Annotated in this window: 17 protein-coding genes and 1 pseudogene; 12 read left to right on the forward strand and 6 right to left on the reverse strand. The window is 57.7% G+C overall.

Translation table 11 applies throughout. From position 1 onward, the window contains the following. Positions 1-2 precede the first annotated feature (2 nt). The 6 genes from CAFE_RS08430 to CAFE_RS08455 form a co-directional block, all read right to left on the reverse strand. Complete coding sequence (locus CAFE_RS08430) at positions 3-1406, reverse strand: GntP family permease (RefSeq protein WP_066645600.1); 1404 nt, start codon at positions 1404-1406, stop codon at positions 3-5. 142 nt (positions 1407-1548) lie between these two features. Then, positions 1549-2712: a UxaA family hydrolase gene (locus CAFE_RS08435; RefSeq protein ID WP_066645601.1), complete on the reverse strand. Its 1164-nt coding sequence runs from the start codon at positions 2710-2712 to the stop codon at positions 1549-1551. Then, on the reverse strand, positions 2709-3023 hold the full coding sequence (locus tag CAFE_RS08440) for a UxaA family hydrolase (protein WP_066645602.1): 315 nt from the start codon (positions 3021-3023) through the stop codon (positions 2709-2711). The genes CAFE_RS08435 and CAFE_RS08440 overlap by 4 nt, the downstream gene beginning before the upstream one ends. A gap of 39 nt (positions 3024-3062) precedes the next feature. After that, entirely contained in the window at positions 3063-4337 is a 1275-nt protein-coding gene (gene larA / locus CAFE_RS08445) for a nickel-dependent lactate racemase (RefSeq protein WP_066645603.1), read from the reverse strand. A gap of 293 nt (positions 4338-4630) precedes the next feature. After that, entirely contained in the window at positions 4631-5569 is a 939-nt protein-coding gene (gene fba, locus CAFE_RS08450) for a class II fructose-1,6-bisphosphate aldolase (RefSeq protein WP_066645604.1), read from the reverse strand. 105 nt (positions 5570-5674) lie between these two features. Then, a complete protein-coding gene (locus CAFE_RS08455; protein ID WP_156990343.1) occupies positions 5675-6442 on the reverse strand; it encodes a DNA-3-methyladenine glycosylase family protein in 768 nt (255 codons plus the stop codon). Positions 6443-6841: 399 nt separating this feature from the next. On the opposite strand from CAFE_RS08455, the gene rlmB reads away from it, so the two are divergent. The 12 genes and pseudogenes from rlmB (at position 6842) to CAFE_RS08510 (ending at position 21064) form a co-directional block, all read left to right on the forward strand. Continuing rightward, complete coding sequence (gene rlmB / locus CAFE_RS08460) at positions 6842-7612, forward strand: 23S rRNA (guanosine(2251)-2'-O)-methyltransferase RlmB (RefSeq protein ID WP_233452755.1); 771 nt, start codon at positions 6842-6844, stop codon at positions 7610-7612. Between the two features lie 18 nt (positions 7613-7630). Then, positions 7631-10657: a hypothetical protein gene (locus CAFE_RS08465; RefSeq protein ID WP_066645611.1), complete on the forward strand. Its 3027-nt coding sequence runs from the start codon at positions 7631-7633 to the stop codon at positions 10655-10657. A 522-nt stretch (positions 10658-11179) separates the two neighbouring features. Then, positions 11180-11614 (forward strand): hypothetical protein, encoded by a 435-nt coding sequence (locus CAFE_RS08470; RefSeq protein WP_066645613.1) that lies wholly within the window; start codon positions 11180-11182, stop codon positions 11612-11614. 743 nt (positions 11615-12357) lie between these two features. Further along, positions 12358-13029, forward strand: coding sequence for a TetR/AcrR family transcriptional regulator (locus tag CAFE_RS08475; protein WP_156990345.1), 672 nt, complete (start codon positions 12358-12360; stop codon positions 13027-13029). Then, the gene (locus tag CAFE_RS08480) at positions 13026-13526 is read left to right on the forward strand and encodes a flavodoxin family protein (protein ID WP_156990346.1); all 501 of its coding nucleotides are present in this window, start codon (positions 13026-13028) and stop codon (positions 13524-13526) included. Before CAFE_RS08475 ends, CAFE_RS08480 begins: the two co-directional genes overlap by 4 nt. Further along, a complete protein-coding gene (locus CAFE_RS08485; RefSeq protein WP_156990347.1) occupies positions 13523-14149 on the forward strand; it encodes an NADPH-dependent FMN reductase family protein in 627 nt (208 codons plus the stop codon). Before CAFE_RS08480 ends, CAFE_RS08485 begins: the two co-directional genes overlap by 4 nt. Before the next feature lie 55 nt (positions 14150-14204). Next, positions 14205-14297, forward strand: a pseudogene (locus CAFE_RS20040) (hypothetical protein); the annotation flags it as partial. Positions 14298-14300: 3 nt separating this feature from the next. Beyond that, positions 14301-14438: a hypothetical protein gene (locus tag CAFE_RS20045; RefSeq protein WP_233452756.1), complete on the forward strand. Its 138-nt coding sequence runs from the start codon at positions 14301-14303 to the stop codon at positions 14436-14438. A 209-nt stretch (positions 14439-14647) separates the two neighbouring features. After that, entirely contained in the window at positions 14648-16720 is a 2073-nt protein-coding gene (locus CAFE_RS08495; protein ID WP_156990348.1) for an elongation factor G, read from the forward strand. 98 nt (positions 16721-16818) lie between these two features. Next, positions 16819-17448: a DUF4830 domain-containing protein gene (locus CAFE_RS08500; protein ID WP_066645630.1), complete on the forward strand. Its 630-nt coding sequence runs from the start codon at positions 16819-16821 to the stop codon at positions 17446-17448. Between the two features lie 1544 nt (positions 17449-18992). Then, complete coding sequence (locus tag CAFE_RS08505; protein WP_156990349.1) at positions 18993-19721, forward strand: pseudouridine synthase; 729 nt, start codon at positions 18993-18995, stop codon at positions 19719-19721. 230 nt (positions 19722-19951) lie between these two features. Next, positions 19952-21064, forward strand: a complete 1113-nt coding sequence (locus CAFE_RS08510) for an ABC transporter ATP-binding protein (protein ID WP_066645635.1) — start codon at positions 19952-19954, stop codon at positions 21062-21064. The last annotated feature ends 132 nt before the right edge of the window (positions 21065-21196 follow it).

Raw genomic sequence — 21196 nt, forward strand, 5'->3', positions numbered from 1 at the left:
TTTCAGAAGATTACGCTCACAAGAATCAGGATTACGGAAGAAACAAGCGGAATCAGCACGGTTGCGGGGGTCCATGTCTTCAGGGAGGTCTTCTCGTCGAATCCGCTGAATCTGGTCACAACCCAGAAGTAGGAGTCGTTCATGTAGGACGGGCACATTGCGGTTGAGCAGAGGGCCAGGCCCGCCAGAACCGGATTGATTCCCAGCGTGGGGAGCATCGGCGCGAGGATGGAAGCGCCCGTGACCATTGCCGCGGTTCCGGAGCCCTGCGGGAAACGGAGCAGCGTGCCCACAAGCAAAGGAACGAGAATCGCGGGAAGACCCGCCGCCACAATGCTTTTTGCCATCAGGGTGCCGACGCCGGTTGCCGAAATAACACCGCCGAGCGCGCCGCCCGCGCCGGTTACGAACACGATCAGGCCGCCGTCCGCCAGTGCGGATTCCATTGTTTTAAGCGCTTCGCCTTTCGGCATTTTTCCGCAAAGCAGGTAAACGCCCATCAGTACCGAGATAAAGAGCGCGCAGACCGGGGAGCCGAACAGGGTGAAAAACGATTTGACCGGGCCCGTAACCTTCATAAAGCCCAGAACCGTGTTGGTCAGAATCAGAAGAATCGGAACCAGCAGGGTCGCGAAGGAAATAAAGGTTCCCGGCATGGCTTCGTCCTTCAGCAGCTCGTTAAAATCGTCGTTGGTAAGGTCCCGGCCCTCTTTTTGTTTCGCTTCGATTTTTTGAAGTGCGGCGCGCTGGTCGGCGGAGAGCTGGCTGAAATCCTCTTCCCCCAGTTCGGGAACAATGTCCGGATTCCTTTTAGCCACCCAGCGGAAATAGAATACGGCCACAAGGAACAGAGGGATTGCCAGCAGGATGCCGTAAAGGATGAATTCCCCGATGTCGATTCCGAACGCGCCGCAGACGGCCAGCGGGCCGGGGGTCGGCGGAACCAGGAAATGCGTGATGTAAAGTCCCATGCCGAGCAAACCGCCCATCAGGATCATGGATTTACGCGTCAGTCTTGAAAATTCCTTCGCAAGCGAGGAAAGAATGACGAAACCGGAATCGCAGAAGACGGGAATGGAAACCAGCAGACCGGTGATGCCCAAAACAACATCCGCCCGTTTGATGCCGATTCTTTTCAGAATGGTCAGCGCCATTCGCTTGACCGCTCCGCTTTTTTCCATGAATTTTCCCATGATGCAGCCAAGGCCGATGACAATGCCGATGCTGCCCAGGGTATTGCCGAACCCCGTGGTGACCGCGCTGATGGTTTTGTCGGTCGGAAGACCGGACAGAAGCCCGATGACGATTGCGGAAAGGATCAACGCGGGAAACGCCTGGATCTTTGTCCTGACGACTAAAAAGATGAGCAGCGCGATGCCGATTAAAAGCGCAATAATACTGATCATAATGACAATCTCCCTTAACAATACAAAATGTGCTTTCCCAAGTGAAAAAGCCGTTTTCCCCATACATCGCAGAAATGAGATTACCAGATGAACCGTCAGTCATTGAAAGGTCTTGCGGCCGAATCGCGAAAAGAGTGCGGACTTAAATGACAGGCCCCAGGGTGTGGATGTCGATGGAATTGAAATACTTGATCGCTTCGTTTTTCGTCATTTCACCGTTTAAGACGCATAAGGCTTTCTGGAACGCCTCCTCGCCGACCTGTTCAATCGTTTTTTCGCCCCTGATGATCAAACCGGCGTTCAGGTCCATGTCGTGGCTCATGCGCTCAAAGGTGTTCGGGTTGCCGCAGATTTTTACGACGGGCATGCTCGGGAAGCCCTGCGGCGCGCCGCGCCCCGTGGAAAACATCATGAACTGCGCGCCCGTGCAGGCCATTCCGGTCAGGATTTCCGGCTCGCGGCCGGGGGTGTCCTTAATCCAAAGGCCCTTCCGGCCGTTCGCCATGTCCGGGTACTCCAGAACGCCCTGAATCGGCCTGGAACCGGATTTTACGATTGCGCCCAGGGATTTTTCCTCGATGGAGGAGAGTCCGCCCGCGATATTTCCGGGGGTGGGCTGCCCTTTCCTCATGTCGCAGCCGAGGGATTTCGCCCTCGTTTCCATCCGGTTGACGATTTCGTAAATTTTGTCGGCCACTTCCCTGTTCACGGCCCTGCGCGCCAGAATATGCTCCGCGCCGATGAATTCGGTTGTCTCGCCGAACACCACCGTTGCGCCCAGGTCCACCATTTTATCGGCGACGTAGCCGACAACGCAGTTGGAGGCCATCCCGCTCGTCGTGTCCGACGCGCCGCATTTGATCGCCATGACGATGTTCGAAAGTTCGGCCGGTTCGCGCTGCAGCCCGGAAATCTGCCTGACCAGCTCCTGCGCGGCGTCGATTCCCGCCTGAATCGCGCGGCTCGCTCCGCCCAGCTCCTGAATGCGGATGATCTGAACCGGCTTGCCCGTTTTGGCGATGGTTTCAAGCATCCGCTCGTGGTCGGTGCCTTCGCACCCAAGACTTACGATCAGCACCGCGCCGACATTCGGGCTGCACCCCAAGCCGATGAGGGTGTCCGTGACGCGCTCGAGGTCCGGCGGCAGCTGGCAGCAGCCCTGGTGGTGGAAAAACCCGACCGTGCCCTGCACCTGGCCGACAATTGCCTGCGCGACGTCGTTGGCGCAGATGACGCTGGGGATGACCGCCACATGGTTCCTTGCGCCGACCTTCCCGTCCGGTCTGACATAACCCATAAAATTCATTTGTTCCGCTCTCCTTTCAGGTCGCCGCGGCCGCGCATGCTGTCCAGGTTGTGCACGTGAACATACTCGCCCTTTTTGATTTCCTTGGTGGCGGCCCCGATTTCTTCGCCGTACTTGAAGATTTCCTCGCCCGGGTGAATGTCTTTCAGCGCGATCTTGTGGCCGAAGGGGATGTCGCCCAGCACTTTGATGATTTCGGAATTCCCCTGTTTGTCGCGCACCTCCACCTCGCTTCCGGAGACAATGCCGTCGGCGAAGATCGTCGCCACATTGTCCCGGTCATTGATTTTTAAGGCCAGCTGCAGGCTCATATTGAAATACCTCCTTCACAAACTTCACAGAATGTCCGGTTATTTAACCGCCAGAACCGAAACGCCGTCCGGGATGACAACCACCTTCGCGTCCTTTCCCTTGATTTCATACGCCATGGCGAGCGCCTCGTCCGGGCTGGAAGCCGGAATCATGTTCGCCCTGCGCACCAGGTCATGGTCCAGATAGGTGGTTACAAGAATGATCTTATGCTTTTTCAGAATACGGGAGTAGATTTGAGCGCACCACTGCTCCGGAATGGTCTCTTTCGGCGGAATGGCGGAAAGGCGCTTTTCGATTTCATCCACGGTGCCGGAGAGAATCAGCTTTTCAAAATGAGTTCCGCCCATGCCGTCGACGCAGGACGCGCACATGATGATGACTCCGTCCTCCCCCGCGCAGGCTTCGGCGGTCGCGACCGCTTTCGGGGCCTGGTAAAGGTTCTGGTCCAGAGGGTAGCCGCCGTTGCTTGTAACGACGATATCTCCGGTGACGACCGGGCACTGGGAAAGGCTCCTGATAAAATCGCAGCCCTTTTCATGCGCCTGCTCCAGGTCGCCCGCGAACGCCGCGATGATTTTTTTATTTCCGTCCAGCGCGACGTTCAGAATAAACCGGACGTTGACCGCGCGGGCCGCACAGACCATGTCTTCGTGGATCGGGTTGCGGGAGAGCACCCCCGCTTTCGCGTAGGGACTGGCGATCGCCTGAAAGCTGTGATTTTCATTGACGGTTTCCTGAGAGCAGATTCCCGGAAGAATGCTTTTGCGTCCGCCGGAGAACCCCGCGAAGAAATGGGGCTCGATGAAGCCCTCCGTCACCAGCAGGTCGCACTCGGTCGCAAGGCGGTTCACATGGAAATCCGCGCCGGAGGGAAGCTTTTGCACGAACACGAAATCCTCGGGCCGGAACGCGTCGTTGACGACGATTTTTTCGTGATCCACGATTTCGTCGCCGAACATCTTTCTCTGCTCATCCTCCGTCGTCGCCCGGTGCAGGCCGGTCGCGATCAGAATCGTAATCTCGGCGGCCGGGTTGCCCGCCCGGATTTCGGAAAGCAGGATCGGCAGCGTGATTTTGCTTGGCACCGCCCGCGTGTGGTCGCTGGTTACGACGACGACTTTCCGCTTTCCCTTCGCCAGTTCGCGCAGGCTTTTGGTGCCGATCGGATGCGCAAGGGCGTCGCGGACAAACTCCTGTTCGCTTTGGTCCGTCCGGACCCCGTGCATTTTGGCGGTGATGACCGCGGCTAGGTTCTGCTCCTCAACATGCAGGTCCAAAGTCGACCTGTAATAAGGGATCGGTATTGTCCTCAAGAAAGGCCCTCCTTTTCTTGTTTTAAGTATAATGTATACATAACACAATTTATATTACACGCTGCTCCGATTTATAAATTACAAATCGGAATTAAAGGGTAATTTTGTTAGAAAGACTTTATGATGAAGCAAATATTTGTTACATTTGCATAATAATCACCTCTGGAAAAGCCGGGCGTCTTCGACAATCTGGACCCCCCGGCACAGCCGGGAATTTTCAAATCATAAAAAATTCCCCTGCCTCAGTCTGAGGCAGGGGAATTGGCAATTCGATAAGAAGCGTATGCCGAAGATCAGGCCTTTCCGGCGCAGCCGAGAACCGCGGTGATTTTATGCTCGACCATTCCTTTGATCGCGTCGCGGGCGGGTTTGAGGTACTGGCGGGGATCAAAATGGTCCGGATGCTCCGCAAAGTATTTGCGGACGCTTGCCGTCATGGCGAGACGGAGGTCGGAGTCGATGTTGATTTTGCAGACCGCCATGGTCGCGGCCTTGCGGAGCATGTCCTCCGGAATGCCGATCGCGTCCGGCATCTTTCCGCCGTACTGGTTGATCATCTGAACGAATTCCGGAATGACGCTAGAAGCGCCGTGCAGCACGATCGGGAATCCGGGCAGGCGCGAAGCGACTTCCTCCAGAATGTCGAAGCGGAGCTGGGGCTTCTGGCCCGGCTTGAATTTATACGCGCCGTGGCTTGTCCCGATGGCGATGGCGAGGGAATCGACGCCGGTGCGTTTGACAAAATCCTGAACCTGATCCGGGTCGGTGAACTGCGCCTTGTCGTCCTCGACCGCCACCGCGTCCTCGATCCCGGCGAGCCTGCCGAGCTCGGCTTCCACGGTCACGTTGTATTGATGGGCGTAATCCACAACCTTGCGCGCTTCTTCCACATTTTCCTCGTACGGCTTGGAGGAGCCGTCGAACATGACGGAGGTAAAGCCACCGTCGATGCAGTCCTTGCAGATTTCGTAGGAAGCGCCGTGATCCAGATGAAGCGCGATCGGAAGATCCGGGTTTTCCACGACCGCCGCCTCGACCAGCTTGACCAGATAGGTGTGGGAGGCATATTTGCGCGCGCCCGCGGAAGCCTGCAGGATCACCGGGGCTTTCAGCTCCGCGCACGCTTCGGTGATGCCCTGCACAATTTCCATGTTGTTGACGTTGAACGCCCCGACGGCATAACCGCCGTTGTAGGCCTTTTGAAACATTTCTTTTGTATTGACCAACGACATCGGCTTTCACTCCTAATGTTTAATTTCTTTTATTATACCTCATTCTCCGGAAAAGATAAATATGGAAAGGCATGGAGATTGTTAAAAATTTAATGATCTTTTTGTTCAGAACAGCTCCGGATGGTTTCGGCTGTAATGGAAAATATACTGCTGCGCAACGCCCGCGTATTCCCCGAAATCCTCCGGCTTTCGCCCGGGGAAGAGCACTTTCATCGCGCGCTTCATCCAGACGTCCATCGGGAATGCCTCCAGCCGGTGAAGTCCGTACAGCAGCGCGCAGTCCGCGACCTTCGGCCCGACCCCGGGCAGCGCCGTCAGCTCCCGCTTCGCTTCCTCCAGCGGAAGGCGGCGCAGGAGATCAAAATCCAGCGCGCCTTCCGCAACCCGGCGGGCCGTGCCGACCAGATACCCCGCCCGGTACCCGCACCCAAGCGCGCGCAGGTCCTGCTCCGAAAGCACGGCGAGCGCTTCCGGCCGGGGAAACGAAGCGCACGCGCCGTTTGATTCCCCATAGGTTTTGCACAGGCGGGAAACCAGGCCTTTAATCCGTTTAATGTTGTTGCACTGGGACAAAAGGAAAGAGCAAAGCGCTTCCCATGGGTCCTGGTTCAAAATCCTCAGGTCCGGCGCGTAGCGCGCGGCCTGCCCCAGAATCGGGTCGAGCGCGCAGAACCGCTCGCGGATCGCTTCGTAGTCGCGGCCCATGTCGAAATAGTCCGCCCAGAACGCGTCCGACAGCACGCCGCTGAGGTTTTCCCCCGTGACTTGAACGCACCGGCTTCCGGCCGCGCCGCTCCAGGAGCCGTCCGGCAGGCGCTCCCAGCGGAAGCACTGCCCGCAGTCCACGGTCTGGCCGAGCGTGTCCAGATTCATGACGCCGTCCCTCCTTTTTTGCTGAAATCAGCGTTTATTATAGCATGGACCGGGCCGCGCTTCAACCGCCACGGGAATACGGACGGTTATCGGCAGAAAGTGGAAAAGCGCCGTCTTAGGTTTACATAATTGAATATGCAGTTTTATGAATTCACATTTTCCACAGTCGGCCCGCCTGACTTATTAACATTTTCCACAGAGTTTTCCACAGCTTGTTCGCGTATTTTATGTCAACTCATGTAAATACGATGGGTATAATCGGCCTTGCACGGGCGTTTTCCCGCTGCATACTTGCGGGGAAACCATGAAACTTGAGGAAATTTCCTGCTGTTTTCTGTAAAATATGGTATAATAACCAGTATCAATACAGGATGTCATCCGGATTTGGAGAGGTGCAAGTTGAAAAACGGCGGAGAAATACAACAGGACAGCGGCGTAATCGCCGGAAGGAACGCCGTCGCGGAGGCGCTGAGAAGCGGCAGGGCGATTGACAAGCTCTGCCTTGCGCGGGGGGAAAGGTCCGGCTCAGTCGCCGCTTTAATCGCCAAGGCGAAGCAGCGCGGCATTCCCGTCAAGGAAATCGACCCCAAAAAGCTGGACTTTATGTGCGCCGGGGCGGTTCACCAGGGCGTGGCCGCCATCGCGGCCGCGAAGGAATACGCGACGGTCGACGATATGTTTCAACTGGCACAGGAACGCGGAGAGCCGCCGTTTTTGATTATTGCCGACGGGCTGGAGGACCCCCACAACCTGGGCGCCGTTCTGCGCGTGGCGGAATGTTCCGGCGCGCACGGGGTGATTCTGCCGTCGCGTCGCAGCGTCGGGCTGACGTGGGCCGTTGGAAAATCCAGCGCCGGCGCCGTGGAATACGTTCCGGTCGCGCGGGTTACCAACCTGGCCAGCACGCTGGAGGACCTGAAAAAACGCGGCGTGTGGATCTATGCCGCCGACATGGACGGCCAGCCGTGGTGCGAAGCGGATTATTCCGGCCCGACGGCGGTGGTCATCGGATCGGAGGGGTTCGGCGTCGGGCGGCTGGTCAAAGAAAAATCGGATTTTGTAATATCCCTGCCGATCAGGGGAAAGATAAACTCGCTTAATGCTTCCGTCGCATGCGGTATCATCTGTTATGAAATCGCCCGGCAGCGGCTTGGAATTAAGACAAAATAATACGGGAGTGCGGATCGAATGGACGACAACGGAAAAACTCCGCAGAAAGATTATTCGGTCGAAGAAATCCTAGCGGAGGCACGCATCATCAAGGACCGCGAAACATCCCCGGCCCCGGGCCCCGCGCGAAGCGAGCCGCCCGACAGGGAGGAAATTCTGCAGGGGGCCCGCCGCGCGCTGAATATGGAAGCGGGAACGGAGAAAGAGCCCGCCGAAGAGGAGCCCGGGGGGGACGAGCCGGAGCCGAAACGGAAAAAGCGCAGGTTTTCCCTGTTCGGGCGCAAAAAAAAGGATGAGGAATTCCGCGAGGAGGACGACCTTTATTACGGCCTTCAGCTCAAGCCGCTGGAGGAGTACCGCAAGGAATATGAAAAAACCGTCCGCTCCGGGGGAGAGCGCGCGAACCGGGACGAAACCGGTTCCAGTTTCCCCTATCTTTTTGACGGAAGCGGGGAGGAAGACGTCCCGGATATGGCGGAGACCTTTGAACGGATCCACAGGGAACGCCACGAGCGGCTGGAAAAAATCATGCGGCAGGCGGGCCTTGACCCCGACGAGATTCTGCCGCAGGAGGAGCCTTCGCGCGGGCCGGAGGTTCCGGCGCCCGGGCCGCAGGAGCCGGAGGTTCCGCAGCCGGAGCGCCCCCGCGACCCGGCGGTGACGCCCGGGCCGCAGCGCCAGCCGGAGGTGCGCCCTCCGGTGACGAATCCCGTGCCGCGGCCGCCCGGAAAACCCGAAATCACAACGGGCGGGCGGCAGGAACCGGACGAGCAGCCGGCGGATCCCGCCGAAAAGGAAGACAACGGCCCTGCGAAAGCGGAGGAAACTCCGCCCGTGCCGGTGAAAGAGCCGGTAAAGCAGCCGCCGCAGGCAAAAGAGGACCGGCGCACCCCGCCGCCGCGCACGGAACCGGACGACGGGCAAAAGCCGCAGTACCGCGCGTGCGCCGTGCCGACCCACGTGATCAAGCCCAGGTCATTCCGGGAGATTCTGACGGCGGAGGCCGCGGCCTATCCGCTGCCCGAACCGCCGGAGCCGATTCCGTTCCCCAAAAAGGAGAGCGGCCCGATTCCGGAGCCGGAGGAAGAGCCGGGTCAAAAGCAGGAGCCAAACCCCGAGCCGGACTTTGCGCCGGACGACCCGGAGCATTTGGGGAACTGGCCCGTGCCCGGCCCGCTGATCGGTGAAAACCCCCTGCCCGAACCGCGGGCCGGGGAGGAAGATCAGCCTCCGGCGCGCGGAACCAAACGCCGGTTCCGCCTGTTCGGCAGCGAGGAGCCGGAGGATTCGTCCGCCGAGCCGTTCGGGGAACAGGAGGAGCTGGACGATTATACGGATGAGGAGGACGCGCCCTCCGTCCGGCGCGACCTCCTGCAAAACGTCACCCGGCTGTCCCTCCGGCTGGCCGTGACGGGCATCGCAACCCTGATTTTGCTTTTGGTCGGCTTTCTGGCCGAGCATCCGGCGGTCCTTCCGCCGGAGCTACATACGGTTCTGGACGGCGGGGCCTACCCGGTCCTCCAGCTTGTGTTTCTGTTCATCGCGGCGGCGTTCAGCTTTCCAACCTTCTGGAACGGCCTCCGGGGGCTGACCTCCTTTCAGGCAAACTCCGATTCGGCGGCGGCCGTCGCGGTTCTGGCCGTGCTGATCCAGACGGTGGTGCTGCTCGTTCTCGGCGTTCCGCAGGGAATCCATTTGTACGCGCCGCTCGCCGCCGCGGCTCTGTTCCTGAACGCCTGCGGCAAATTCAGCATGGCCAGGCGCATCTATTCCAACTTCCGGTACCTTTGCGCGAAAGAGCCGAAATACGCCGTCAGAATTTACGGCGATTACAATACCTCCCTGCGCCTTGCCAAGGACTGCGTGATCGGCGAGCCGCGCATCGCCTACCAGTCGAAGGCGGCGTTTCTCCGCAATTTCCTGCGGATTTCCTATACGCCGGACCCGGCCGACCATGTTTCTCAGGTGCTGGCCCCCGCCGGATTCCTGCTCAGCCTGGCGCTTTGCATCGGGTGCGCGTTCCTGACCGGGAACGCGGTTTCCTCGCTGACCGCCTTCACGGCGTCCTGCTGCATCTGCGTTCCGTTCACAAACATGCTCTGCGTCAACCTGCCGGTTTCCCGGCTGAGCGGCATCGCCCGCCGCGGCGGGTCGATGGTTTCCGGCTGGGCGGCGATCGACCGCTTCAGCGCGACAAACGCCGTGATGCTGGACGCGGAAGACCTCTTCCCGCGCGGAACGGTGATTTTAAACGGCATCCGCACGTTTGCCGGGCAGCGCATCGACGAGGCGATTGTGGACGCCGCCGCGCTGATGGGCACGGTCGGCGGCCCGCTTTCGGACCTGTTCGACCAGATCATCAAAAGCCGCCGGGAAATTCTGCCCAAAATCGGCGAGCCGGTCTATGAGGACGGCAGGGGCGTGACCGGGACCGTCTCCGGTCGGCAGATTCTGATCGGAACCCGCGAGCTGATGCGGGCGCACGGCATCGAGCCGCCGTCCCGCGATTATGAGAAGAAGTATATTCAAAGCGGGAAGCGGCTTGTCTATCTCGCGACCGAAGGGTGCCTGGTCGCCATGTTCATCATCAATTACCGCTCCGACCTGCGGCGCTCGCAGGAGCTGCGCCGGATGGAGCGCAACGGGATCGGCCTGATCGTGCGAACCAGCGACCCGAATATCACGCCGCGTTTTCTGGCGGAGTGCTTCGGGCTGTACGAGCAGGAAATTACCGTTCTGCCGGAACAGCTCGGCCAGATTTACACCGATCTTGTTTCCGCGGAACCGGACCGGGCGGACGCGATGATCGCGACGAAGGGGCGGGCCTTTTCCATGCTCCGCCTGCTGACGGGATGCGTCCGGCAGCGCGGGAACATCTCCATCGCCGTCGCGCTTCAGGCTGCCGCCGTGGGCCTCGGGTTCGCGCTCGTGGCGTTTTTGTCGCTTTACTCCGGGCTTGAGCAGCTCAGTTTGACCGCGCTTTCCATTTACGAGGCGTTCTGGGCTTTTGCTGTTTTCCTCGTCCCCCGCATCCGCCGACCCTGAGCAGCGTACCGCTGCATCAACGACCCGCCGTGGGGAACGGAGCAAGAGTTTACGGCTTAGCCGGGCGGGATAGAGGTTGGGTACTCCCAGAAGGCTAAAGTCGGGAACGCCGCAGGCGCGTCCGGTCCGGATGGACCATCAACGACCCGCCGTGGGGAACGGAGCAAGAGTTTACGGCTTAGCCGGGCGGGATAGAGGGTAGCCACTCCCGGAAGGCTAAAGTCGGGAACGCCGCAGGCGCGTCCGGCCCGGATGGACCATCAACGGCCCGCCGTGGGGAACGGAGCAAGAGTTTACGGCTTAGCCGGGCGGGATAGAGGGTAGCCACTCCCGGAAAGCTAAAGCCGGGAACGCCGCAGGCGCGTCCGGCCCGGATGGACCACCAACGGCCCGCCGCGGGGAACGGAGCAAGAGTTTACGGCTTAGCCGGGCGGGATAGAGGGTAGCCACTCCCGGAAGGCTAAAGTCGGGAACGCCGCGGGCGCGTCCGGTCCGGATGGACCTTTCGAACGGAGGAAAAAAATGAATCTGAAAGAAATCGGCAAAAGTCTGCTTTGCGGTGTTCTGTTTGTTTCCGCTTTTTACTGGACGCTGGTGCTCACGTTTCTGACTCGTGATTTTTTCTTTTCGATTATGTTTGGCTCCGCCCTGCTGACCAACGCCGCGCTGGGGCTTCTGCTGGCGGCGGACAGCAGACGGCATGTCTTTTACAAATGGCTCGTTTCCCTTCCGGCGGCAATCGCGGTTTTTTTCTGTTACCGGCAGTCGAATTTTCTTTACGACTGGATGAACAGAATTCATCCGGGGTACGGGAACCTTTCGGCCGGCGGCGGATTTGCCGCTGCGGTCTGTCTGCTGATCGATTGCCTCTGCTTTTCCGTCGCCGTGGCCGTCGCCCTTGCCCTGACAAGACGAAACGTGAAAAAGGGAAGGGACCGCAGGGACGGCGCAATCTGATCAAAAAGCGGGAGCGGAACGCCCAAACGAGGCGTTCCGCTCCTTTTTTTCTTCGCCGTCGGCGGTCTTTTCCGGCCCCTTCGCGCGTTCGCGTTTCACAGGCCGGGTCGGTCCCGATTCCGGCGCGCCGGCCCGTCGGCTCTGCCGAAGCTTGCCTAAGCTCCGCAAAACCGCGGGACGACGCTTTTATTTTTACTTCCTTTCACCGCGCCCTTTCAGGCACACACCCGCCGCCGGCGGGGACAAACGGTCCCGCAAAGCTTTTCCGGACTTCCCGTGCGAAAATGAATCGCGGTACGCTGCCCCCGCAAGGCAACAAAAAGCACCGGTACGGAATTTTTTCATTCCATACACCGGTGCGCGCGTGCAATCTCAACGGACTTGCGAACTCTTTCCCCCCTCTGTACAAATACAGAAAAAGGAAGTATAATAAGTCCTGCATTGCGCGGTGAAAACCGTTGTGTATGGAGAGTGCTCTCCGTATACAGGGGGCAGGGTGCTTCCGACACCCTGTTCCTGCTTTGCACTTTTTGTTTCTGCCCTGCAATTTTCATTATAAACCTGTTTTTTCCAGATTTCAACAGTATTTTTCGGCTCTTGCAAAGCCCCGGCGCCGGTTCCTTCGTGCGCCCGGGCTTTTTTGAAGCCGTTTTGGGATTTCACTTATCTGAGCTTGACAAACGGCGCGGAATATTATATATTACAAGTGTTATATAACAAACGTAATATAAGGGTGGTTCGAATTGCCGAAGCAAAAGACGTCGAAAGAAGAAATTCTGAGGGCTGCGTTCCGGGTCTTGCGGGAGCAGGGGGCCGGCGAGCTGAACGCGCGAAGAATCGCGGAAGAGGCGGGGTGCTCCGTCCAGCCGATTTACAGCTATTTCGGCGGGATGGAAGAACTGATGACGCAGCTGTTTGAGGGCTGCCGCCGGTATTTATACCGATTCATCGAAGAACGGTCGAACCCGGAGCAGCGGTTCCAATCCGCCGGCAAATGCCATTTGGCCTTTGCAAAGGAGGAAAAGAACCTGTTTCGGTTTTTGTTCCTCTCGCCCTACATGAAGGCAAACACCTTTGAGGAGGTTTACCGCCAATGCGCGGTGAACGGCGTTACGCAGGAAATAAAATCGACGCTCGGCCTTACGGAAGCGGGCGCCCGGCGGCTTTATATGAGCATGATGATTTATACGCACGGGATCGCCTGCATGCTTGCGGCGGAAGCGGCAAATCTTCCGTTTGAGGATATTCATCCGCAGGTGGATTTCGCGTTCTTCTCCTTTTTGAACCAAATCCGGAAAGAAGAGAATTCCGCGGGGCCGTCGTCCGGAGAAAAGCCTCGCGCCTGCGGGAACCGTAAGGAACTCGAGAATCGCGCCGGAAACCGTTCCGGCGAAGAAAGGTTGAACAACAAATGAAACTGATCATTCATGATCTGACGCCGGAGCAGGCGGAAACAATCCTCCCGAAGCAATCCGGAATCCGCGTGATTTCCGACAATGGGAAGATTCGCCACTGTGTCGGCTGCTTCGGCTGCTGGGTCAAAACCCCGGGGCAGTGCGTCATTCACGACGGATACGAAACCGTGAGCGCACTGCTGGCACAGTGCGAGGAGCTGATTCTGATCAGCAGGTGCTTTTACGGCGGATTCAGCCCATTCGTCAAAAATGTAGTAGACAGAAACATTTCGTACAGTCTTCCGGACTTTACCATCCGCAACGGAGAAATGCACCACAAAGGCCGATACGACAACCGTTTTAAACTGTCGGTTTGTTTTTACGGGGAAAATATGACGGAAACAGAGCGGCAGACCGCGCGGGAGATGGTGCAGGCCAACACGGTAAACCTCAACGGTACGGCCGGCGAGGTTCATTTCGCGGAGCGCGCGGAAGATTTTAAGGGGGTGCTGTCATGAAAATCGCATTGATCAATGCAAGCCCGAAATTAAAGGACAGCGCCTCCGGCGTGATTCTGGAAGAATTGAAAGGCCTGCTCGCGGAGCACGCCGTCACGGAGTACGGATTCCACACCCCCGCGCTGCCGGAAAACACGGAGGAGCTGGCGAATCAGGACGCGCTGGTGTTCGCGTTCCCGCTTTATGTGGACGGCATTCCCTCCCATCTTCTGAACTGCATGGCAGGTCTGGAGGAATCCTTCCGCAAAAGCGAGCATCCCCCGACGGTGTACGCCGTTGTCAACTGCGGGTTTTACGAGGGGCTGCAGAACCGGCACGCGCTGCACATGATGCGGAACTGGTGCGAAAAATCGGGTCTTGTCTGGGGGCGCGGAGTCGGCCTCGGCGGCGGTGGAATGCTGCCGGGCATTGCCAATGTTCCTGCGGGAAAAGGACCAAAAAAGAACTTTTCCGCCGCACTGAAGCAGTTGGCCGAAAGCGTCGGTACTTTGTCGGGCGGGGAAGATTTGTTTACCAGCCCGAATTATCCCAGAATTGCCTATAAGACGGCGGCGGAAATCGGCTGGCGGCAGCAGGCTAAGGCAAACGGGTTAGCGACAAAAGATTTGTTTCAAAAGCGGTAGAAATTCTTCGGCGGAGGGCTTTGCCCATTTTTGCAAGCAGACCGGCTTTGCGACGATCGTCGGGGACCCAACGAACGGTGACGGAATCGGAATCGACCCGCTGATTTTTGTCCTGCCGAACTCGGGAATTTGCCTGCGGTTTTCCGCCAGCTTGGGGCTGAACCCGGACGGCGGCAGCAACGAGGAGGTCGGCACAACGCCGGATGTTCCCTGCGAACCGGGGAAAGACGCGCTGCAAACCTGCCTGGATTTGATTGAAAAACGGGACGGATCCGAAGCGTCCCTTTGAATTGAAAAGGAAGTCCGCCGGGCAGCCGGCGGGCTTTTTTTGTCCAACAGTGCCAAAAATTCCGCGTGAGAATTGTGCTGCGCAAAGCAAACAAAATTAACCGGATCCATTGTAATTTTTATAGCAACAAGCTATAATTATCATAAATTCGGTTGAGTAATTGGATGTTTGATCTCATGAATTTTCAACCTCTGAAAGGAGCTGCTATTATGAAACAATATGAGGCGAAGCACATTTTAAACATTGCGCTCGCGGGACACGGCGGCGCGGGAAAAACCAGCATTGCCGAGGCGATGCTGTATCTTTCCGGCGCCACCGACCGCCTGGGGAAGGTCGGTGAGGGAAACACCGTCTGCGATTTCGACCCGGAGGAAATCAAACGGAAAACGTCCGTATTGACTTCGGTGGCTCCGCTCGAATGGAAAAACAACAAGATCAACCTGCTGGACGCGCCCGGCCTGTTCGATTTTGAGGGCGGCCTGTGCGAGGCGGTCCGAGCCGCCGACTGCATGCTGGTGGCGGTCTCCGGGAAAGACGGCGTCGCGGTCGGAACCGAAAAGGCCGCAGCCGCGGCGGACGCGCGCGGGCTTTCCAAAATCTTTTTCGTCAACGGCCTGTGCGATGAAAGCGCGGATTTTTACAAGGTGTTTGAAAACCTGAAATCCTATTTCGGCCCGTCGGTGTGCCCGGTGGTCGTGCCGTATATCCAGAACGGAAAGGCGAATATCTACGTCAACGTGCTGGAATACAAGGCGTACGAATACCATGACGGAAAAGCGGTCGAGGTGAAAATGCCGGATATGGGCACGCGGCTGGAGGGCCTGCGCACCGCGATTTACGAAGCCGTTGCGGAAACGGGCGACGACATGTTCGACAAATATTTTTCCGGCGAGAGCTTTACGCCGGAGGAAGTGATCGTCGGAATCAGCAAGGGCGTGAAAACCGGGGCGGTCTCCCCCGTGTTCTGCGGAGACGCGCTTCTCTTAAACGGAATTGACCAGCTTTTAAACGGCCTTGTGTGGCTCGCGCCCTCCGCGGCGGAAAAAAGCGGCGAAACCGGAACGGACGAGGAGGGCAACCCGGTTGAACTTGCGGTGGACGAAACGGCGCCCTCGGCGGCGGTCGTCTTTAAAACCGTCGCGGACCCGTTTATCGGGAAGTTATCCTACTTAAAAGTCATCGCAGGAAGAATCTCTTCCGACAGCGGGCTGGTCAACTTGACGACGGGCCAGCCGGAACGCGTCGGGAAGACGATTGTTCCGCGCGGCAAAAAGCAGGAGGACGTCCCGTACCTCGCGGCCGGGGACATCGGCGCGGTGCCGAAGCTTTCGGCGAAAACCGGCGACACGCTCTGTTCCCCCGAGCGCCGGGTGAAGCTCGCCCCGGTCGAGTACCCGGCTCCCTCCCTTTCCATGGCGGTTCTGCCCAAGGCCAAGGGGGAAGAGGATAAGGTGGCGCAGGGCATCATACGGCTCACGGAGGAAGACCCCACCCTGCGCTTTTCCACCAACGCGGAAACGCACCAGATGATTGTTTCCGGCATGGGCGAACAGCATCTGGACGTGCTCGCCTCCAAGCTGAAGAAGAAGTTCGGCGTGGCGATTCAGCTGGAAACGCCCCGGGTCGCTTACCGCGAAACCATCCGCAAAAAGGTGCAGGTGCAGGGCAAGTACAAAAAGCAGACCGGCGGCCACGGGCAGTACGGCGACGTCTGGATCGAATTTGAGCCGTGCGAGGCCGAGGGATTGGAATTCGCGGAACGCGTGGTCGGCGGCTCGGTGCCGAAGAGCTTTTTCCCGGCGGTGGAAAAGGGTCTGCGCGAGTGCATCGAGCGGGGGCCGCTCGCCGGGTACCCGGTGGTCGGGCTGCGGGCGACGCTTTACGACGGCTCCTATCATCCGGTGGATTCATCCGAAATGTCGTTCAAAATGGCGGCGGCGCTCGCGTACAAAACCGGGATGCCGAAGGCTTCCCCCGTTCTGCTGGAACCGATCGGCACGCTGCGCTGCACCGTGCCCGACGACAACATGGGCGACCTGATGGGCGAAATCAACAAACGGCGCGGCCGCGTGCTTGGCATGGAGCCGGCCGGAGCGGGGACGCAGACCATCGAGGCCGACGTTCCCCAGTCGGAAATGCACGACTTTACCACCTTCGTCCGTCAGGTGACGCAGGGCCGCGGCTCGTTTACCTTTACCTTCGCGCGGTATGAGGAGGCTCCGCCGCAGGTCGCGCAGAAGGTCATGGAATCCTCCACCTCCGCGGAGACCGCGGACGCCTGATCCCGCTTAATTTTTATTTCAGCGGCAGGGCAATGCCGCCGAAACTGAGAATCTTTTCCGCCCCCCCGGCATATGTATTTGCCTGAGGGGGCGGAATTATGTTTGTAATTTCGGTTAAAACGGGAAAAAGGAAAACAATCGCCGTTCTTGCGGCCGTACTTTTGGTGGTCACCGCTGCCATTGTCGCGGTGAAGCTGAACAACTCCGCGCCGGAAGCCGACAACAGCGGCAAAAAATACAGCCTGGCCGCTTCGACCAACGAAGAGCGCATCGCCTTTTTTAAGCAGTTTGGCTGGGAGGTAAAGCCGCAGTCGGTTTCCGACGGCGAAGTCACGATCCCGCAGACATTTGACGACGTCTACACCAAATACAACAACATTCAGCAGGAGCAGGGGCTCGACCTCACCCCCTATGCGGGCAAAACCTGCAAGCAGTGGGTGTATGAAATCACGAATTTCCCGGAACAGGAGATCATGCGGGGAACTTTGCTCGTCTACGACGGCAAGGTCGTCGGCGGCGACCTCTGCACGCCGGCGCTGGACGGCTTTATGACCGGCTTTGACGGGCAGCTCGACAGCAACGACTACGGCGTCAACGAACCGACTCTCGCGCGGGGGACCGACGACGCGCTGACCATGGCCCCGGCCCGGACGGTTTCATCGGAAGTGGAGGAAGCGCAGTCGAAGGCTTCGTCGGAAATTCCCGCGAACGCGTGGCCGACGGACTGAGCAGGCTGAAACCACGGGGCGCGCCCCCACCCGGACGGACCGGCAAAAAAAATCAGGAGCACAGCGCCCGCCGAACGGGCGCCGTGCTCCCTTTTGCCGGCAAAAACGCTCCGCGCGCGCCGGGTATGGTAGGGTTTGCATTACTTTTTCCACAGTTCTTTTCACAAACATCAGTTTTGCCGGCGGGGAACATGCCGCCGCGTGCCTGCCGAGGAGTTCACCCTTTGCGAGGCGCGACAGCCGTTACCCGCAAGAAAACAAAAAGCGCCGGTACGGAAAAAGGTCATTCCATACACCGGCGCGCGCGCAATCAGGCTGTGGACCATCTTTCTTCCCTCTGTACAAAAACGGAAAAAGGAAGTATAATGGTTTCTGCAATGCGCGGTGAATTCCGTGGTATATGGAGGCTGGTGCTCCGTATGCAGGGGGCAGAGTGCGCTAACACTCTGTCTCTGCATTGCGCTTTTTATTTGCCTTGCAATCTCATTATAATCCTTTATTTTCCAAAATTCAACTAAATATTTTTATCGTATGAAAGCGGCGGCGGTTCGCCGCTTTTATCTTTTAATTTCTTTAATTTTCAACTGCAGCGCGGGCTTTTTTATTTTTGGGGCCAAGTGCCCCTTAACCCTAATGATTTCTATTAATTTACTCTGTCCTCAGGCCGGACAGGGACGCAAAGCGTCTATCGCGCTACGCGGCCTTAATCCTTCTATTTTATTCTTTTTAATTCTTCTTGGGGCCAAGTGCCCCTTAACCCAAATTATTTCTTATTTTCAGTTTGTGCTCAGGCCGCACGGGCCCATACTTTCGGTCCCGTACGAAAGTATGCAAAGTACGGGTCGGGGGGGACTTCAAACTCCCGTAGGGAGGGCTCCAACCGTCCCCCCCGACGCCCCCCGGCACCTGTCAACGGGAAAAGCAATGTTCTTAAAGCATTCTGCTTCTCATTGACGACGGGGGCTCCGGAGAAAAGCCACTGCTTTATTTTAGGGAAACTGCAATTCGTTAGCTTGCCTTGACTCAAGCCGTCGATATTCCAACCTCGCTCAACTTTGGAAAAGCTCACTTTCGATCTCTCAATTTCCTGTGTGCTTTTCTAATAAGCACGCAGAAAACAAATGGGAACCGTCAAGGAAAAGCACTGCGTTACAAGAACATTTCTGTGTTGTATGACGGTAGTCGGGGGTGTAGGGGGGAGGCCATCCGGCCCTTACTCGCCTACGGCGCCCACGGCTGAAGAATCGTGTTTTGCTTTACTTTCTCTCGCCGCTCTTGTTACCGACACTTTGGATGCAGCGTCACGCTGCCCCCCCCTACTCAACCTTTGCCTACTTTCGTTTGAGGACGAAAGTAGGGGCCCGTGCGGTCTGAGGACAAACTAAATAAATTGAAGAAATTATGGTTAAGGGGCACTTTTCCCCAGTTTAGAAAATATTTCTGCTCTGCGGCTGCGAAAGTCGCTTTCTGTCCGGAGAAACCGCCGCCTTGATCTTTTCCGGCGGAACGGATATACTGATTCCGACGGAAGGGGGACAAAAGGCATGGCGATGCAGCGGCTGGATAAAATCCTGGCTTCCCAGAATCTGGGCAGCCGGAAAGAGGTCGGGGCGATCATTCGTTCCGGGCGGACGAATGTAAACGGAGTCGCGGTGAAGCGGCCGGAACAGAAAGCGGACCCGGACTCGGACGTGATCACGGTGGACGGCGAAATCCTTGAGTTTAAAAAATTTATCTATCTGATGATGAATAAGCCGGTCGGCGTTCTGTCGGCTTCGCGCGACCCGCGCGTCCGCACGGTGGTGGACCTGCTGCCGCCCCGGCTCCGGCGGCGCGGGATTTTTCCCGCCGGCAGGCTGGATAAGGACACTCGCGGGATGCTCATCCTGACGGACGACGGCGCTTTCGCGCACCGCATGCTCGCCCCGAAAAGCCATGTGATGAAATGGTATGAGGCGGAGCTGGATTCCCCGGTTTCGCAGGGGGACATCCTTGCGTTCCGCCGGGGCGTGACGCTGGGGAACGGGATGACCTGCCTGCCCGCGGAGCTTTCGGTTTTGCGGGAGGGGGAACATCCGCTGGCGCTGGTCAAGGTGAGGGAAGGAAAATTTCACCAGGTTAAACGGATGTTCCTGGCAAGGGAGAATCTTGTTTTGTCGCTGCGCCGGATACAGATCGGCGGCCTTTCACTGGACCCGAAACTGCCGGAGGGCGCCGTGCGGGAGCTGAGCCCGGAAGAAGTTTCGCTGGCGCTCGGAGAGGAACATGGATAAAATGCACGAAAACCAATCGCGTTTTTGCACGTGACCGCGGGCTAAAATTAACGAAAATCAAATCTTCGGTTTGTGATTTATCGGATTTATATAAAGCGGCAAAAGAAACTTTGGGTAAAAAGAATCTGTTCTTCCATTGGCAGTTCTGTTATGATGATTCCACTGAGAGAAACAGTTTTAGTTTTAAACTGCTTTCTGCTGAGAACGGATGAAACAGGAGGTTTGTGTTTATGGCGAGTGTAACTTTAAAAAATGTTTATAAAGTTTACAGCGGCAATGTTACGGCGGTAACGGACTTTAATCTGGAAATCAAGGATAAGGAATTCATCATTCTGGTCGGGCCTTCCGGCTGCGGCAAGTCCACCACGCTGAGGATGATCGCGGGGCTGGAGGAAATCACCAAGGGCGAGCTCTACATCGGCGACTCGCTTTCAAACGATGTGGCGCCGAAAGACCGCGATATCGCGATGGTGTTCCAGAACTACGCTCTGTACCCGCACATGACGGTTTTCGACAACATGGCGTTTGGCCTGAAGCTGCGCAAAATCCCCAAGGACGAAATTAAGCGCCGCGTGGAAGAAGCCGCGCGGAATCTGGATATTTCTCATCTTCTGGACCGCAAGCCGAAGGCTCTTTCCGGCGGGCAGCGGCAGCGTGTCGCGCTGGGCCGCGCCATCGTCCGCAACCCGAAGGTTTTCCTCCTGGACGAACCGCTTTCCAACCTGGATGCGAAACTGCGCGCCCAGATGAGGACGGAAATCGCAAAGCTGCACAAAAGACTGGGCACGACTTTCATTTACGTCACGCACGACCAGACGGAGGCCATGACCATGGGCGACCGCATCGTCGTGATGAAGGACGGTTTCATCCAGCAGGTGGATACGCCGCAGAACCTGTATGATTTCCCGGTGAATCAGTTTGTCGCGGGATTCATGGGCTCGCCGCAGATGAACTTTTTGGACGGCACCCTGGAAAAGAACGGCTCCAGTTACGAGTTTAAATTCGGCCGGTACAGCATTCCCGTTCCCGCGGACAAAAGCAAGGACGACGCGCTGAAGGATTACGCCGGCAAGGCGGTTGTTCTCGGAATCCGCCCCGAAAACGTACACGACGAGCCGGAGTTCCTGGAAAAGGCGACCGAGGGCATTGTGGAAACGGACGTTGAGGTTACCGAGCTGATGGGCGCGGAAACCTACCTGTACTTAAACTGCGAGGGAGTCAACATCACCGCGCGGGTCGACCCCGCGTCGAAGGCAAAATCCGGCGACCGCATCAAAGTTGCGTTTGAGCTGAACAAGATGCATTTGTTTGACAAGGAAACCGAAAAGACCATTTTAAACTGAGTTGTTCTGCCGGGCTAACACCGCGCGGGCGCAGACGCGCCCGCGCGGCGTTTTTCTTGGATGGAGAAAATTTCATATGCTTTTTTTCCGCATAAAGCAATATTTTGCTGTTTTTTTTCCGATAATATGAAA

It is taken from the genome of Caproicibacter fermentans (assembly GCF_009746625.1).
Classification (GTDB): domain Bacteria; phylum Bacillota; class Clostridia; order Oscillospirales; family Acutalibacteraceae; genus Caproicibacter; species Caproicibacter fermentans.